This window comes from Thiohalomonas denitrificans (genome assembly GCF_016841685.1).
GTDB lineage: Bacteria > Pseudomonadota > Gammaproteobacteria > Thiohalomonadales > Thiohalomonadaceae > Thiohalomonas > Thiohalomonas denitrificans_A.
The window spans coordinates 1-14,350 of sequence record NZ_JAENYR010000026.1 but is presented as its reverse complement, the minus strand read 5'-3'; the positions used below and the strand labels follow the sequence as shown (position 1 = coordinate 14,350).

At 57.9% G+C, this 14,350-nt stretch carries 15 protein-coding genes; 10 read left to right on the top strand and 5 right to left on the bottom strand.

What is annotated here, in order from left to right:
• Nucleotides 1-7 precede the first annotated feature (7 nt).
• Nucleotides 8-1,249, bottom strand: coding sequence for a glycosyltransferase (locus Q7L05_RS07655; protein ID WP_303904311.1), 1,242 nt, complete (start codon nucleotides 1,247-1,249; stop codon nucleotides 8-10).
• Complete coding sequence (locus Q7L05_RS07650) at nucleotides 1,246-1,935, bottom strand: DUF5752 family protein (RefSeq protein WP_303904309.1); 690 nt, start codon at nucleotides 1,933-1,935, stop codon at nucleotides 1,246-1,248. The genes Q7L05_RS07655 and Q7L05_RS07650 overlap by 4 nt, the downstream gene beginning before the upstream one ends.
• Nucleotides 1,936-2,676: 741 nt before the next feature.
• Here Q7L05_RS07650 and Q7L05_RS07645 point away from each other — a divergent pair.
• The 4 genes from Q7L05_RS07645 (at nucleotide 2,677) to Q7L05_RS07630 (ending at nucleotide 6,162) form a co-directional block, all read left to right on the top strand.
• Nucleotides 2,677-3,210 carry a NapC/NirT family cytochrome c gene (locus Q7L05_RS07645; protein WP_303904306.1) on the top strand — a complete coding sequence of 178 codons (534 nt, stop codon included), beginning with the start codon at nucleotides 2,677-2,679 and terminating at the stop codon, nucleotides 3,208-3,210.
• Nucleotides 3,211-3,244: 34 nt separating this feature from the next.
• Nucleotides 3,245-4,186: an ankyrin repeat domain-containing protein gene (locus tag Q7L05_RS07640; RefSeq protein WP_303904304.1), complete on the top strand. Its 942-nt coding sequence runs from the start codon at nucleotides 3,245-3,247 to the stop codon at nucleotides 4,184-4,186.
• A 62-nt stretch (nucleotides 4,187-4,248) separates the two neighbouring features.
• The gene (locus Q7L05_RS07635) at nucleotides 4,249-4,842 is read left to right on the top strand and encodes a c-type cytochrome (RefSeq protein ID WP_303904302.1); all 594 of its coding nucleotides are present in this window, start codon (nucleotides 4,249-4,251) and stop codon (nucleotides 4,840-4,842) included.
• Nucleotides 4,843-4,860: 18 nt separating this feature from the next.
• Complete coding sequence (locus Q7L05_RS07630; protein WP_303904300.1) at nucleotides 4,861-6,162, top strand: NAD(P)/FAD-dependent oxidoreductase; 1,302 nt, start codon at nucleotides 4,861-4,863, stop codon at nucleotides 6,160-6,162.
• Between the two features lie 48 nt (nucleotides 6,163-6,210).
• Here Q7L05_RS07630 and Q7L05_RS07625 read toward each other — a convergent pair whose 3' ends face one another.
• Together Q7L05_RS07625 and Q7L05_RS07620 are read right to left on the bottom strand one after the other, a co-directional pair.
• Entirely contained in the window at nucleotides 6,211-6,903 is a 693-nt protein-coding gene (locus Q7L05_RS07625) for an SDR family oxidoreductase (RefSeq protein WP_303904298.1), read from the bottom strand.
• A 14-nt stretch (nucleotides 6,904-6,917) separates the two neighbouring features.
• A complete protein-coding gene (locus Q7L05_RS07620) occupies nucleotides 6,918-7,562 on the bottom strand; it encodes a nicotinamidase (RefSeq protein ID WP_317623109.1) in 645 nt (214 codons plus the stop codon).
• Between the two features lie 147 nt (nucleotides 7,563-7,709).
• Between Q7L05_RS07620 and Q7L05_RS07615 the strand changes: the two genes are divergently transcribed.
• Nucleotides 7,710-9,122 carry a DegQ family serine endoprotease gene (locus tag Q7L05_RS07615; RefSeq protein WP_303904293.1) on the top strand — a complete coding sequence of 471 codons (1,413 nt, stop codon included), beginning with the start codon at nucleotides 7,710-7,712 and terminating at the stop codon, nucleotides 9,120-9,122.
• A 53-nt stretch (nucleotides 9,123-9,175) separates the two neighbouring features.
• Nucleotides 9,176-9,667 carry an Hsp20/alpha crystallin family protein gene (locus Q7L05_RS07610; protein WP_303904291.1) on the top strand — a complete coding sequence of 164 codons (492 nt, stop codon included), beginning with the start codon at nucleotides 9,176-9,178 and terminating at the stop codon, nucleotides 9,665-9,667.
• A 78-nt stretch (nucleotides 9,668-9,745) separates the two neighbouring features.
• On the opposite strand, the gene Q7L05_RS07605 is transcribed toward Q7L05_RS07610, so the two are convergent.
• Entirely contained in the window at nucleotides 9,746-10,177 is a 432-nt protein-coding gene (locus Q7L05_RS07605; RefSeq protein WP_303904288.1) for a universal stress protein, read from the bottom strand.
• A gap of 464 nt (nucleotides 10,178-10,641) precedes the next feature.
• On the opposite strand from Q7L05_RS07605, the gene Q7L05_RS07600 reads away from it, so the two are divergent.
• From Q7L05_RS07600 to Q7L05_RS07585, 4 genes are all read left to right on the top strand, one after another.
• On the top strand, nucleotides 10,642-11,016 hold the full coding sequence (locus Q7L05_RS07600) for a sensory rhodopsin transducer (protein ID WP_303904285.1): 375 nt from the start codon (nucleotides 10,642-10,644) through the stop codon (nucleotides 11,014-11,016).
• 81 nt (nucleotides 11,017-11,097) lie between these two features.
• Entirely contained in the window at nucleotides 11,098-11,985 is an 888-nt protein-coding gene (locus Q7L05_RS07595) for an alpha/beta hydrolase (RefSeq protein WP_303904283.1), read from the top strand.
• Nucleotides 11,986-12,082: 97 nt separating this feature from the next.
• Complete coding sequence (gene recQ / locus Q7L05_RS07590) at nucleotides 12,083-13,894, top strand: DNA helicase RecQ (RefSeq protein ID WP_303904280.1); 1,812 nt, start codon at nucleotides 12,083-12,085, stop codon at nucleotides 13,892-13,894.
• 158 nt (nucleotides 13,895-14,052) lie between these two features.
• A complete protein-coding gene (locus Q7L05_RS07585; protein WP_303904278.1) occupies nucleotides 14,053-14,322 on the top strand; it encodes a helix-turn-helix domain-containing protein in 270 nt (89 codons plus the stop codon).
• Nucleotides 14,323-14,350: the final 28 nt, after the last annotated feature.

Genomic DNA, 14,350 nt, shown 5'->3' with positions numbered 1-14,350 from the left:
AGCGGAATTAACCGATAACAATCCGGTTTGCGGCGCCGTGAAGCAGGCCTACGCTCAGGGTCAGGTATTCCCGTAGCTGGCGAGTCAACAGGAAATTGTCGGTCACAAACTCACGAGCCTTGGCGCCCATTTCGTGCATTTTTTCCGGTTGCCGGAAAAGATAGCGCATCCGCAAGGCCGCACCCTCCGGCGTATTCACCAGAAAGCCCGTGTGGTGATCGATTACTTGCAGACGAATACCTCCAGTATCTCCGCCGATCACCGGTTTTCCTTTCCACATGCCCTCGGTTACCGTTAGCCCGAAGCCCTCCCGGGTGGACTTTTGTATGATGATGTCGGCGATTCGCTGTAGTGCGTTGATGGTCCGGTGGGCGTCTGCAGGGAGCAGGAGGACGTGAATGTCGTCATCTTCCTCCGCAGCCGAGTGCACCTCTTCAAGAACCATTTCGCCTTCGGGGTCGTCGCTGGCGCCGCCGCCGGCCAGTACCAATTGCAGTTGAGGCATGAATTTCTTGGCCAATCGATAGGCGCGGATCACTCCTACCGGATCCTTGAAGCGGTCATAGCGGGAGATCTGTGCCACGATCGGTCGGCTGGTGTCCAGGTTAAAGCGTTCGGCGACTTCGTGAAGCTCGTCAGCATCGAGAGCAATGTTTTTCACCGAAAGCGGGTCGATGCTCGGTGGAATGATGTATTCCAGATTGGGTAGCGGCTGGGCGAAAGCCGGTAGTGAAAATACACTGGCATCATAGGCAATAAGATATTGGCGCAGGTATTTCCAGACGAGGCGGTCCGGATGGCTGACATCGATGTGGCAGCGCCACACCCACTTGCCCTTGCGGTTTGGGCATAAACCCAGCAGGGGAGCCGGCTGGGGGTCGTGAATGAATACCACATCGGCTTCTTCCAGCACCCCCCGCAGTCTTTCTGCATTGGCGACATTGGTCTCTTCATAGGCCTTGTAGAGGTGATCGGGTATTCGCAAGGGGTTTCCCTGAAGGGCGTTGTGCATGCTCTTGGTACACTGGTAAAACTCCATGTTGCCGGTGATTACCTCCCACCGCGTGTCGATCCCCAGTTCGTTACTGAGGGGCACCAGTTTGTCCAGGATCTCCGCGACACCGCCACCCACCCGGGTGGAATTGACATGCACGATAGTCATGCCGGCCAGTGGCTCGCTCAATTGGCGAAGGTGATCGATAACCTCTTCACCGGACACTTTGGCGTAGGCTTCGAGCATGCCGCTCATGAAGCACTCTCCTCGAAGTATTCCTGAAATACGTTGATTAGATTGCGACGCAGTTCGGTCATCGGCGCAAAGTAAGGGTCCACCTCCGCCAGCCGTAGCGCCAGATCATCGAATTCATGGCCGAACCCGCTCAGCCAGAAGCGGAAGTCGTCCACGCCCTCCGGAAAACGCTGCCGGGCATCAATGAAATGATAGAAGATGCTGGTAGTCGAGACATGCGGCAGCAAAGCGCAGAGCTCTCTGGGATTCGCGGCCCGGCTATGGGTATCGAATACCACGATTTGCGAACGGATGAACTCGAAGGGTTTGGCTGCGGGCATCCAGCGCAGGAACTCCCGCTCTTCAAGACGCTCCTCTACCAGCTCGATAAGCTCGTTGCGCAGGGTATTGGGGTCGGTGAACTCAGTGGGGTCCACAACCGCCAGTTTCTCCGCCAGGGTACCGTCATGCAGTCCATGACGGGTCCAGGAGGCGAAATCATTATTGAATTCCCGCTCTTCAAAACGCGGTTGAATGAGTCCGCCCCAGAAATGATAATAGATACTGTCCTCGTTGATAGTCACGAGGTGATCACGCAGCTCCTTCAAGGAATGGGCGCGTTTTCCCGTGGCAATAGCGATTAAAGCACAGTCCTTGACCGCAAAATGGCCGTGGGTTTCCTGTGGCGAGTTTTCACTGGCTTGCATGGCAATCCGGCATCCCTCCTTTACCGTCCACGGGCTTGCTGTAGCCAAGTATAGTCACCCCTGTTTTTCCGGGGGCAAAACGGGGAAAATCGTTTGTCGTGACCAGGAGCCTGTCGGACTTGACCGATCGTAGCGAGGGAAAGCCGGTTTGAGACAGATTTTTCGATCTTTCGAGGCGAATAGTGGTGCTATTTAACGACGAAAATGAGCGGGAAATCCGGCCAATCAGGCCTGGCCACACGACTCCATGGAGGGAGGAGTTAGAGCGAAGCAGGATGCCAGAGCCGAGTAGGTCCGTCTATTCTCGGGCGGCATTCGTGCATCCTGCACATCAGTTAGGCCCGCTGGTCCCGCCTCATGCGCCTGGGCTATGGGCTTTGTGGAACGGCTGAGAGTTACCCTATTTTCCGCATGGCCCACTAGCTTAGGGGATTCCCTTCCAACCGCTGATCGCGGCGATGTTGGCAAAGGTGCGAAACAAACAACCGAGTAAATCACATTGGTATATTCCCTATTCCTTGTTGGTCTGATTGACCCCCTTCAGAGCACATGTAAGAATCTCCCATACCCACAATGTCTTAAAACATCGGTTATTTAGAAACTAATTATATATTAATTAAATAATAATTAAATACTAATAAAGTAAACCGATGAGTAACTCCGCCCATTTAATTTTGAGGTTTCAGAGAGGATAGGATGTTAGGTTTCGGGAAACAAAAGCCCAGGCTTGGTCGAAAACCGATGGTTATCGGCCTGGTTGTTTTCGTCGCTGGTTTCGCCAGCTATGGAGGTGTGAATACGTTCTTTGTCTCTACCAATGAGATGGAGTTCTGCACCTCGTGTCACTCGATGAAGAACAACTTCGAGGAGTACAAAGAGACCGTACATTACAAGAGTGCATCCGGGGTTCGTGCGACCTGTTCGGATTGCCATGTGCCCAAGGAGTTCTTACCAAAGATCAAGGCGAAGATCATTGCCGCCAAGGACGTCTATCACGAAATTATCGGAACAGTGGATACCAAGGAAAAATTCGAGGCGCATCGTTGGGACATGGCAATGCGCGTTTGGGAGAAGATGGAGGCGACTGACTCCCGGGAGTGCCGCAGTTGTCACGATTTTGAACAGATGGATCTTTCAGCGCAGAGCCGTATGGCTCGTCGTAAGCACGGTCGGGCGGAGATGGAGGGTAAAACCTGTATCGAATGTCATCGCGGAATCGCACATTTCGAGCCTTTCCCGCCGGATGACTGGGTTCCGCCGGAAGAGGAGGGCTAGCGGGGTGAAGTCGTATTCGCAACGGGGGAAGTCAATGCAAAGACGAAGCTGGGTCGCCGTGCTGGCCCTGGCCCTACCGCTGTCGCTTCAGGCCGCGGACCTGAATCTGCAAATCAGGGAAGCCGCCATCATTGGGGATGCCGAGGGCGTTGCAGAGTTGCTCGAGAAAGGTGCCGACGCCAATGCAGCGGGAAACTACGGCAAATCGGCACTTATGTTCGCCGTTGAAGAGGGAAATATCGAGGTGGCCAGGCGGCTATTGGAAGCCGGTGCCGACGTGAATGCACGGAGCGATGCTGGCTGTACGGCGTTGACGTTTGCTGCCGAAAGTGGCCATATGGAGATTGCGGACCTGCTTCTCGCCGAAGGGGCGAAAACGGATCCGAAAACGCGAATCGGCTGGGATGCGTTGATGCTGGCCGCGCGCTACGGGTATGAGGATATCGTAGAGCAACTGCTGGATGCCGGCGCCTATGTCAACACCTCCGACAAAGATGGTACTACGGCCCTGATGGCCGCCGTTGAGAAAGGGCATCTGCAGACGGCGAAACGACTGCTTGAGGCGGGTGCCGAACTGCACATTCGCAATGGTCAAGGTGCGAGTGCCCTCATGCTCGCTGCGGGCAACGGTCAGGTGGAAATGCTGAAGTTGCTGCTGGACTGGGGGGATAATATCAATGCTATTGACGGTAGTGGAGCAACTGCACTGTTTTGGGCCATCGAAGGTGAACACGAAGGCATGGTCGCGTACCTCCTGGAGCATGGTGCCGATTCCAACCAACCGGATGCCAACGGGCTTACGCCATTAATGAAAGCGGCCGCGTTGGGCAATAACGAGATTATTAGACTCCTTATTAAAAATGGCGCCGATCCGGCTTTAAAAAGTCGGGGAAGGAGAACCGCCCTTGACTATGCCCGTATCAATCATCACAAAAAAACAACGCGGGTCCTTGAAGAGTTGTTACTCATCGATTAGATTCGGAAACGCGAAGTTGCTTTTCGAAAACATCATAACATTCGACCCACAAGGGGGGATCAATGAAATATAAAAAGGTCATGCAGGGTGCGCTTGTACTGACTGGCTTCGCTTTCGGTGCCAGTGCATTGGCAGCGACGCCGAGTGCGTCCATGCTTGGCAATAGCTGTGCAGGTTGTCATGGGCCCAACGGCAATACCCAGGGACCGGCAACACCAGGTATTGCGGGGATCAGTGCTGAGTATTTCGTCGATGTCATGCTGGATTACAAGGCCGATGAACGGCCGGGTACCATCATGAATCGCATCGCCAAAGGGTACTCGGATGAAGAAATCGAGTTGATGGCGGGCTATTTCTCCGAACAGAAGTACATACCGCTGACGCAGGAATTCGATGCCAGCGTTGTGCGCCTTGGCGATATGCTGCACGACCGCTCCTGTGAAAAATGCCACGAGGATGGCGGCAAATTTGCCGAGGACAGCGCAATTCTCGCCGGTCAGCCCAAGCCTTACCTCAAATGGAGCCTGGCCGATTTCCGGGAAGGCGTACGTGAGATGCCCAAAAAGATGAAGCGCCGTATGGACGAAGTCCATAAAGCAAAAGGCGACGACGGCTTAAACGCACTGGTGGAATACTACGCCAGCCAGGGCAAATAAAGGGGGTAGATAGAAACAATGGCAAACTTTACACGCAGAGATTTTCTCAAGGTTACGGGTACCGCCGCTGCAGCCAGCTCCCTGACACTCGCGGCCGGAAGGGCGAGTGCTGCGCCCAAAGGCAAGGTCGTGATCGTCGGTGGTGGCATCGGCGGTGCAACCACGGCCAGATACATGCGTATGGCCGATCCCTCCATCGAAGTGACGGTCATCGAACCCAACGAGCACTATCACACCTGCTTCATGAGCAATGAGGTGTTGTCGGGTGAACGGGATATCGGTTCCATCCGTTTCGACTACGGCGGTCTCAAGGGCCATGGTGTCAATGTCGTACAGGATTACGTGACCGGTATCGATGCCGAAAAAAAGGTCGTCAAGACTCGCGGAGGACAATCGTTCCAATACGATCGCTGTGTTGTCTCTCCCGGCGTGGACTTCCGTTGGGACACCATCGGCGGTTATGACAAGAACGTGGCAGAGCAGATTCCTCATGCCTGGAAGGCGGGCCCTCAGACGGTGACCCTGCGCAAGCAACTCGAAGCCATGGATGATGGTGGTACCGTCGTTATCGCGCCGCCACCCAATCCGTTCCGTTGCCCACCAGGACCCTACGAACGCGCCTCGCAGATTGCCTGGTACCTGAAAAACCACAAACCCAAGTCCAAGGTCCTTATCGTGGATCCGAAGGATAAGTTCTCCAAGTTCGGCCTGTTCACCGCTGGTTGGAAGAAGCACTACGGTTACGGCTCCGACAACGCCTTGATCGAATGGGTATCGGGTGCTGACGGTGGCAAAGCAGAGTCCGTCGATGCCAAATCCAAGACCCTGCAGGCGGCGGTCGAGTCTTTCAAGGCCGATGTGCTGAACGTGATTCCGGCGCAAAAGGCGGGAAAAATCGCATTTGACGCCGGCCTGACTGACGATAGTGGCTGGTGCCCGGTGAACCTGAAGACCTTCGAGTCCAAACAGCACAGCAACATCCACGTCATTGGTGACGCCGCCATTATGAGTCCGATGCCGAAGTCGGGGTATTCGGCCAATTCCCAGGCCAAGGTGTGTGCCGCCGCTGTGGTAGCGCTGCTGAACGGCGATTCGGCTCCGCAGCCTTCGCTGGTTAACACCTGCTACAGCATCATCACGCCGGAAGATGGCATTTCCGTGGCAATGGTGTACGGCTACGCCGATGGAAAGATCAACAAGGTGGCGGGATCCGGTGGTCTGACCCCGGGGTACGATGACACGACGATGGAGATGCGCAAGCGGGAGGTGGCTTTTGCCCACTCCTGGTTCAACAACATCACGCACGACGTGTTCGGTTGATCAACGCTGCAGCGTGATCTCGGAACGGGGCCTTCGGGCCCCGTTTTTTTACCAGGGCAGCTCGCTACCATCGTAGCGGTAAAAGCGGCCGTGCATTTTGCGGTCGAACCTTTTAACCAGCTGATACATGCCGGCGACGCTCTCTTCGGGTGACAGGCCGTGGGGAGGTCCCATGCGGGTCATCACACCCCCGGGATGAAGAAGCATCAGTCCGATTCCACGTTCCATGAACTCGGCCGCAAGTCCCCGCATGGCGGCGTTTAGCGCAGCCTTACTGGATCGGTAGTAATAGCTGCCCGCAACGGTGATATCAGAGACGCTTCCCATATGGCTGCTGATGGAGGCCACCAGTGGGTTTCGGGCCGTTTCGAGATTGTTGTGAAACGCCTCAATCATGCGGACCTGACCGAAAAGGTTGACTTCCATAGTTCTCATCCAGTCATCGAAGCGCAGGCTTCCCAGTACTGTCGCACCTTTCTCCAGATAGACACCTGCGTTGGCAACGAGGAGGTCGATGGGCTGGTCTTCCAGGTCCCAGTAGAGGCCTCGAATATCGTCAGGCACGGTAACGTCGCAGCGGTGTACGCTAATTCCGTCGCTCCGCCCAGCCAGCGTGGTTAACTCCACGGCGTCGCCCGGATGCCGGCAGCTGGCAAAGACCCGCCAATCCTCACCCGCGAGGTGACGAACCCAGGCCAGACCCAGACCGCGGTTACTACCCGTGACGAGTGCGTTCGGCATTCCCGCTTGCCTTTTCAGGCCGTCAAGTCCGCCTGCCCGATAATCTTAACCCCGCAGTTTTCCAAATCCTGCTGCACGGCCGTATCGTCACACGGATCCACGGGACGCGTAAGGTCCCAAATCACATACGTGTTGAAGCCCGCGGCCATCGCATCCCGGGCGCTCCAGCGGACACAAAAGTCTCGCGTCAGTCCGGCTATATAGACGTCCTCGATGCCACGGTCGCGTAAATAGCCGGCGAGTCCCGTGGCGGGTCTATGACCCTGCGGATCCCAGTTATTGCGAAACACGCTGTAGGAGTCCACCAGCGGATCGTCGCCTTTGCGGATGATCGCACTGACCCGCTCCCAGGGCAGGCCTTTGGCGAGTTCTGCGCCGGGACGGTTTTGTACACAGTGGTCGGGCCAAAGCTCCTGAACGTGGCCGTAGAGCTCGATTTGGCTCATTGGTTCTTTCCCATGATGGCTTGCGAAGGATATGTGGTCGGACGGATGCCAGTCCTGGCTTGCTACGCGGAGAGTGAAAAGCTCCGAACGCATTACGTCGGCCAAAGGCGCGATAATCTGATCGGCGCCTCGAACCCCGAGTGCACCTCCCGGAAGAAAGTCTGGTTGTATGTCAACGATGAGCAACACGCTGCGTGCATTTGGTTCGGGCATGGCCAACCCCCGCATTGGTTTTCGGCACCTTGCTTGAATACTAGCAACCCCCGGCCTGTAAATCTCTGGTCGCGGCATTGCCTCTCAGTGGCGGAAAGGAGCGACCGCGTATAGGCTTTACAGGAACAGGATTGGCATGGTGATTCTATGGACAATGCGATTTCTCCGGTCCGTCAGGCCGGGTTGCTGTTGGTTGCGGCGATATTTCTTTGCGGAGTCCAGTTGGCGCAGGCGCAGCCCAACTTTGTGCCTCTGGTCGAGCAATACAGGGATTCGGTCGTCAGTATTACCTCCGAGGAATTTACCGGAGGGGAGGGCGGGATATTGGAGCAGTTGCCGATACCCGAGGACAGTCCGCTGTACGAATACTTCAAGCGCTTTTTCGATCAGGCACCCCATGACGGTCAAGGTCCGCCAGCACAACTGCAGCAATCGATGGGTTCGGGTTTCATTATTTCCGAAGATGGTTATGTGCTTACCAATGCCCATGTGGTTCAGGGACAAAAACTCCGCGTAACGCTTTCTGACCGGCGTCAAGTCACGGCCAGGATTGTCGGCGAGGATCTGCCCAGTGACATTGCGCTTTTGAAAATCGACGCCACCGATCTTCCCGCAGCCCCCATCGGTGATTCAGATGAACTAAAGGTGGGTCAATGGGTAATGGCCATCGGGGCACCTTTCGGGCTTCAGCATACGGCGACTCAAGGCATCATTTCGGCGCTGGGACGAAGCCTTCCCGGTGACGCTTACATTCCGTTCATTCAAACGGATGCCGCAGTGAATCCGGGCAATTCGGGAGGCCCGCTGTTTAGTCTGGACGGTCAGGTGATCGGGGTTAACTCCATGATTTACAGTGGCACCGGTGGCTACATGGGCGTCTCGTTCGCTATTCCGATTAATGTCGCCATGGATGTGGCGGAACAGTTGCGTACCAAGGGCAAGGTGAGTCGCGGCTGGCTCGGGGTAATGATCCAGGAAGTCACCCCCGAATTGGCTGAGTCCTTCGGGCTCGACGAGCCCCGTGGAGCCCTGGTAGGTGCCGTGATGGAGGATAGCCCCGCCGCATCCGCCGGTCTCCAGACAGGCGATGTCATTCTGTCGTTTGACGGACAGCGTATATCCAATGCTGATGAGTTGCCGACCATCGTGGCCGGAACCGAACCGGGAAAAACCGTCCCGATCCTTCTGATTCGTGACGGGCGTGAACAGGAGATACGGCTCAGGATCGGTGAGTTGCCGGAGGAGATCGTAGGGGGGACGCGGGATCGCCAGGAGCGTTCGGCCCCAGAGGAGGGACGTCTGGGGATTACCGTAAGCGAATTGCCGCCGGATGTGGGGGAGACGGGCGTATTGGTCGAGAATGTCTCCCCGGGACCGGCTGCCCTGGCCGGCATTCAACCCGGCGACATCATTCAGCGGTTTGCCGGAGAGGAGGTTCGCAACCCCAAACAGTTTCAGCAATTGCTGGAAGAGCTTCCTGGTGGGAACACAGTAGCAGTTTTGGTTCGACGCGGTGAACAGCCGCTGTTTGTGGCGCTGGAACTGCCGCCAAGCGAGTAACGTGCCGGAATCACCGGTGTGGGATATCAACAGTGGAACAGGAGGAAGTAAACATGGCCGAGGAAAATAAACAGGAAATCACTACCCGGCGTGAGAGCCAAATGCCACAGCGTATGCTGGCCCCATTCGAGGAGATGGAGCGGATGTTCGAGAATTTCTTCCCGACCGGTTGGCTGCGCCCGATGCGAACGGCCCCCTTGTGGGGAGAACTGGCACCAGTCGCCAAGATCCCCCCGGTTGACATCATCGATCGAGAGGAGGAAATCGTTCTGCGAGCCGAGATCCCGGGGGTTGATAAGGATTCCATCGATGTTTCTCTGAGCGACAACAGCGTTACCATTCGCGGCTCCAGTCACCATGAAGAAAAGGAATCAGAGGAAAATTATTACCGTAGCGAGATTAGTCGCGGTGCTTTTTCTCGCACGATTTCCCTTCCTGCCGACGTGGACGGCGATAAGACCAAGGCCACCTTCAAGGAGGGCGTCCTGGAGCTGACCATGCCGAAGGTCGAGCGCTCCAAGCGGCATTCCATCAAGGTGGAATAGCTCTGTTCGGGCACCGGGCCTAGCGCCCCGGTGCCTAATCCTTTCACTTCAACGGTAAGGCCCACACTTTCACCGCGATCAGCTGTTCCGGACCACGAGGACGTCACACTCCGCACGGTGAGCGACGCTGGTGGCCGTCGATCCCAAACTGAAGAATTTCGGCTCATTCCCCAATACTACCAGTTCCGTGTTATGGGAATTGATGAATTCGATGATGCTGCGCGCTGCCGAGTAACGGCTGAGCAAGATGTGCATCTCGGGCTCAGTGATGTTTAGGCGCTGGATCTGTTCGATCATTCGCTCCCGCGCCCGGCGTCGATAGAAATCTACGGGATCCTCGTTTTCAGGAAAAGGTTCACCACTGGGGCGATCCTCAGGAAAGTGCTCAATCACGTGTAGCAGGTGCAGCTGTGCCCCGAGTAAAGTGGCCAGTTCGGCACCGCGGTACACGGCTGAATCGGATACGTTGGAGAAATCGGTTGTGGCCAGAATCGTTCTGTATAAAGGCATTGCTTCCCCCTTCGCTCTCGGCTGGATTGAGCACTTCGCCTGCAGCTTTATCCCGTTATAGCTAATCGATTTCCCCTCCGCCATCGCCCTGGCAAATGCCTGGGTAACCGCTAACTTTTGATGCACAGGGAGCATTCAGGAATTCCCAAGGAAGGGGGCTTCATGGCAGATCAAGTCAGTGATTTTCTACTTGAACGGCTGCATGACCGGGGTGTTCGCCGTCGGCATTAATGGAATCGTTGGCGCGCTGGAACGGGTAAAGAAGATGGAGTTCATCCAGGTTCGCCACGAAGAGATGGCGGCGTTCATGGCGAGTGCGTCGTCGACGAATCCGATGGCACGCTGGCCTGGGACTGGGACAAGACCACACTGGTGTTGGTTGAGGCGGGGCTGGCGGCCGGGTCGGCATCGGTTACACCTATACCGACCCCGGAGCCATCCAAGTAAACCAGGGAGGATCCGTAATGAAACCGATTGGAAAACGGCGCTGGGCCATCGCCGAAGGTTATATACCCGGTAGCAGCAACGGTCCGGCACCGGCGATGACTTCCCACGAGACCGCATGCATCCTCAACGCAGGTGACGATGAGGCGAATGTCGTGATAACCATCTTTTTCAGCGACCGAGCCCCCGCCGGTCCCTATCGGTTTGCCGTGCCGCCCCGGTGTACCCGGCATATTCGTTTCAACAATCTCGACGATCCGGAGCCGATTCCCACCGACGCCGACTACGCCAGTGTGATCGAGTCGGACGTGCCCATCGTCGTTCAACACACCCGACTCGACTCCCGACAGGCGGAGCTGGCACTGCTCTCGACGATGGCCTACGGCAGTGACTGAGCCGGTGCCCGCACTGTTTGCGAAAACTGCCCCGCGGTGAGATTCTCCTCCTGAGGTTCCACCGGTATGTCAAACTGAACCATGCTGTTCTGGCCCTATATCCTCATTGCACTCTTGATGGGTGCCTCGATCTGGGCGGCACCGCGAGCGGTGCGGCGGGCCTTCCGGGTTCCCCGCCATCGGGAGCGCGGAACGCCTGCCGATCGGGATCTCTCCTTCGAAACCGTCGAATTCCTCACCGAACGGGGCAAGCGTCTCTTCGGGTGGTTTATCCCGCCACGTGACGGGGGGCCGCAGCCCGCCATGGCGGTGGTGCACGGCTGGGGCGGCAATGCCGAGTTCATGCTGCCGCTGGCGCCCGCGCTCCATGAGGCGGGCTGGGGTCTCCTGCTGTTCGATGCACGCTGCCATGGCAACAGTGATGATGACGATTTTGCCTCGATGCCGCGTTTCGCCGAAGATCTGGAGAACGCGGTCGAGTGGCTGAAGACCCGTCCGGAGGTCGATAGCGCTGGTATCGGCCTGCTGGGTCATTCGGTCGGGGCGGCTGCCAGCCTGCTGCTGGCCTCCCGTCGCGACGATATCGCCGCGGTGATCAGTGTGGCCGCCTTTGCGGATCCGGCGGAAGTGATGCGGCAGATGATGGCCGCCAAACACATCCCGTATTGGCCGGTTGGCCGCTGGGTTCTGCGCTACGTCGAAAAGGCGATCGGGGCAGGCTTTGCAGCCATTGCCCCGCGCAACACGATTACCCGGGTGAGGTGTCCCGTACTGCTGGTTCATGGGGACAGGGACCGTACGGTGCCGGTTGGCGACGTGCATGAGCTGCATGCCCGCGGTGGTACACACGTTCAACTGCTGGTGGTTTCGGGTGCGAACCACTTCTCCATCGATCGGATGCTGGCCCACCGTGGCGTACTGGTGGATTTCCTTCGGAGCACCGCCCCGAAGGGGGGCAGCAGTGGTTGACCACCCGGGATACCGCACAATGCCTGTGCGGCCTGACTAACACTAGAGGACCCTATTCCTTGCCTCGGGCACGCCAGACCGGCAGAATGCGGACGCAATGGACCTGCGCAAAATCCTTCACTCCGTATTCGGTTATGAGACCTTCCGGCCACCCCAGGATGAGGTGATGGCCTCCGTGGTCCAGGGACAGGATGTCCTCGTCCTGATGCCGACAGGGGGTGGCAAATCACTTTGCTATCAGATCCCCGCCATCGCCCGCCGTGGCGTCGGGGTGGTGATCTCGCCGCTGATAGCTCTGATGGAAGACCAGGTGACCGCTTTGCGCCAGGCGGGCGTCAAGGCGGCGTTCCTCAATTCCACTCTCGACCGGGCCGAGGCGGACCACGTCGAGGAGCAGCTCCTGCGGGGCGATCTGGACCTGCTCTACGTGGCCCCCGAACGGTTGATGACCGCTCGCTTTCTATCCCTGCTGGAGAGGGCCAGCATAGCGCTGTTCGCCATCGATGAGGCACATTGCGTCTCCCAGTGGGGGCACGACTTTCGACCCGAATACATCCAGCTCGCCATACTGGCCGAGCACTTTCCCGGCGTCCCGCGTATCGCCCTGACCGCTACCGCCGATGAGATCACCCGCCGCGAGATCATCGAGCGGCTTCAGCTCGGCAATGCACGCGTTTTCATCAGCAGCTTCGACCGGCCCAATATCCACTACCGGTTGGCACAGCGGCGCAGTCCCCGCGAACAGTTGCTCCGCTTCATCCGCGAGGAGCATCCGGGTGAGGCCGGCATCGTCTACTGCATGACCCGAAAACGGGTCGAGGCCACCGCCGAATGGCTGGCGGGGCAGGGCGTCACGGCGCTTCCCTATCACGCCGGCCTGCCGGCCGGGATCCGCCAGACGAACCAGGCGCGCTTTCGCAAAGAAGAGGGCGTGGTAGTGGTGGCGACCATCGCCTTCGGCATGGGCATCGACAAACCGGACGTGCGCTTCGTGGCGCACCTTAATCTTCCCAAGAGCCTGGAGGCCTACTATCAGGAAACCGGCCGGGCAGGGCGTGACGGACTCCCCGCCGATGCCTGGATGGTCTACGGACTGGACGATGTCATCACCCTGCGCCAGATGCTGGAGAGCTCCGAGGCGGATGATGCCCACAAGCGGGTCGAGCGTCACAAACTCGAGGCGATGCTGGCCTTCTGCGAACAGACCGCCTGCCGGCGTCAGTCGCTGCTCGGTTACTTCGGCGAACGGCGGGATGAGCCCTGCGGCAACTGCGACAACTGCCTGGAACCGCCCGACACCTGGGACGCCACCGTCCCGGCCCAGAAGGCGCTATCGGCCATTCATCGCACCAACCAGCGTTTCGGCGTCAACTATCTGATCGATGTGCTGCTCGGCAAGGAGGATGAGCGCATTCGCCGCTTCGGCCACGATCGACAGAGCACCTTCGGCATCGGCACGGAGTTGACCGGTACCGAGTGGCGCGGCCTTTTCCGCCAGCTCATCGCCCGGGGCTACATCGCCGTCGACGTGCAGGGCCACGGCAGCCTGCACTTGACCGAAAACTGTCGTCCGGTGCTGCGCGGCGAGGAGAATCTCCTGCTGCGCAAGGAGCGCAAACCCTCCCGAAAGCGCACGAGAACCGAAAGGCCCTTCACCCGCTTCACCGACGAATCGGACCGGCGCCTGTGGGCCGCACTGCGCCAACGGCGCCACGAGTTGGCGGAAAAGCAGGGCGTACCGCCCTATGTGGTGTTTCATGATGCCACTTTGGTGGCGATGGTTACCGAACGGCCCACCAGCCGAGCCGAACTGTTTGACATCCCGGGGATCGGCGAAAAGAAACTGGAGGCCTACGGCGAGGATTTTCTTGCCCTGATTCGGGAATACCTTGCCGCTGAATCTGAATAGCTGATCCTGCGCCAGAGCTGCTTGCCTGAAGATATTGGGCGTCCCCCGGGGCGGCACCCTGCCACCGAAGGTTACGTTCTGGTGATGTTTAATACTTGCATTCTAATGGCTGAGCTATGGTAAAATAGGGGCCAGACCTTACAAAGGCTGTCCTGGAGATGATTACTGCCACCCAGATTCGGGCCGCTCGGGCACTTCTCGGTATGGATCAACGCCGACTCGCCGAAACGGCCGGTCTGTCACTGCCCACGATTCAGCGCATGGAGGCCAGTGTGGGTCCCCAGGTACGGGGAAATGTCGAATCACTCGTCAAGGTAGTGGAGGCGCTGGAGAAGGCCGGGATCGAGTTGATAGGGGAGGGCGCGGCCAGTTCTGGAGGCGGCCGCGGTGTACGGTTGAAGGCGCGCGCAACCGGGGAGGGGGCGTGAATCCGGGCGCCGGGCTGTCACTAACGGC

Bases quoted from the DNA above. Each gene is read 5' to 3' on its own strand.
- Q7L05_RS07655 (WP_303904311.1), bottom strand. From the start codon at position 1,249: ATGAGCGGCATGCTCGAAGCCTACGCCAAAGTGTCCGGTGAAGAGGTT.
- Q7L05_RS07650 (WP_303904309.1), bottom strand. From the start codon at position 1,935: ATGCAAGCCAGTGAAAACTCGCCACAGGAAACCCACGGCCATTTTGCG.
- Q7L05_RS07645 (WP_303904306.1), top strand. From the start codon at position 2,677: ATGGTTATCGGCCTGGTTGTTTTCGTCGCTGGTTTCGCCAGCTATGGA.
- Q7L05_RS07640 (WP_303904304.1), top strand. From the start codon at position 3,245: ATGCAAAGACGAAGCTGGGTCGCCGTGCTGGCCCTGGCCCTACCGCTG.
- Q7L05_RS07635 (WP_303904302.1), top strand. From the start codon at position 4,249: ATGAAATATAAAAAGGTCATGCAGGGTGCGCTTGTACTGACTGGCTTC.
- Q7L05_RS07630 (WP_303904300.1), top strand. From the start codon at position 4,861: ATGGCAAACTTTACACGCAGAGATTTTCTCAAGGTTACGGGTACCGCC.
- Q7L05_RS07625 (WP_303904298.1), bottom strand. From the start codon at position 6,903: ATGCCGAACGCACTCGTCACGGGTAGTAACCGCGGTCTGGGTCTGGCC.
- Q7L05_RS07620 (WP_317623109.1), bottom strand. From the start codon at position 7,562: ATGCCCGAACCAAATGCACGCAGCGTGTTGCTCATCGTTGACATACAA.
- Q7L05_RS07615 (WP_303904293.1), top strand. From the start codon at position 7,710: ATGGACAATGCGATTTCTCCGGTCCGTCAGGCCGGGTTGCTGTTGGTT.
- Q7L05_RS07610 (WP_303904291.1), top strand. From the start codon at position 9,176: ATGGCCGAGGAAAATAAACAGGAAATCACTACCCGGCGTGAGAGCCAA.
- Q7L05_RS07605 (WP_303904288.1), bottom strand. From the start codon at position 10,177: ATGCCTTTATACAGAACGATTCTGGCCACAACCGATTTCTCCAACGTA.
- Q7L05_RS07600 (WP_303904285.1), top strand. From the start codon at position 10,642: ATGAAACCGATTGGAAAACGGCGCTGGGCCATCGCCGAAGGTTATATA.
- Q7L05_RS07595 (WP_303904283.1), top strand. From the start codon at position 11,098: ATGCTGTTCTGGCCCTATATCCTCATTGCACTCTTGATGGGTGCCTCG.
- recQ (WP_303904280.1), top strand. From the start codon at position 12,083: ATGGACCTGCGCAAAATCCTTCACTCCGTATTCGGTTATGAGACCTTC.
- Q7L05_RS07585 (WP_303904278.1), top strand. From the start codon at position 14,053: ATGATTACTGCCACCCAGATTCGGGCCGCTCGGGCACTTCTCGGTATG.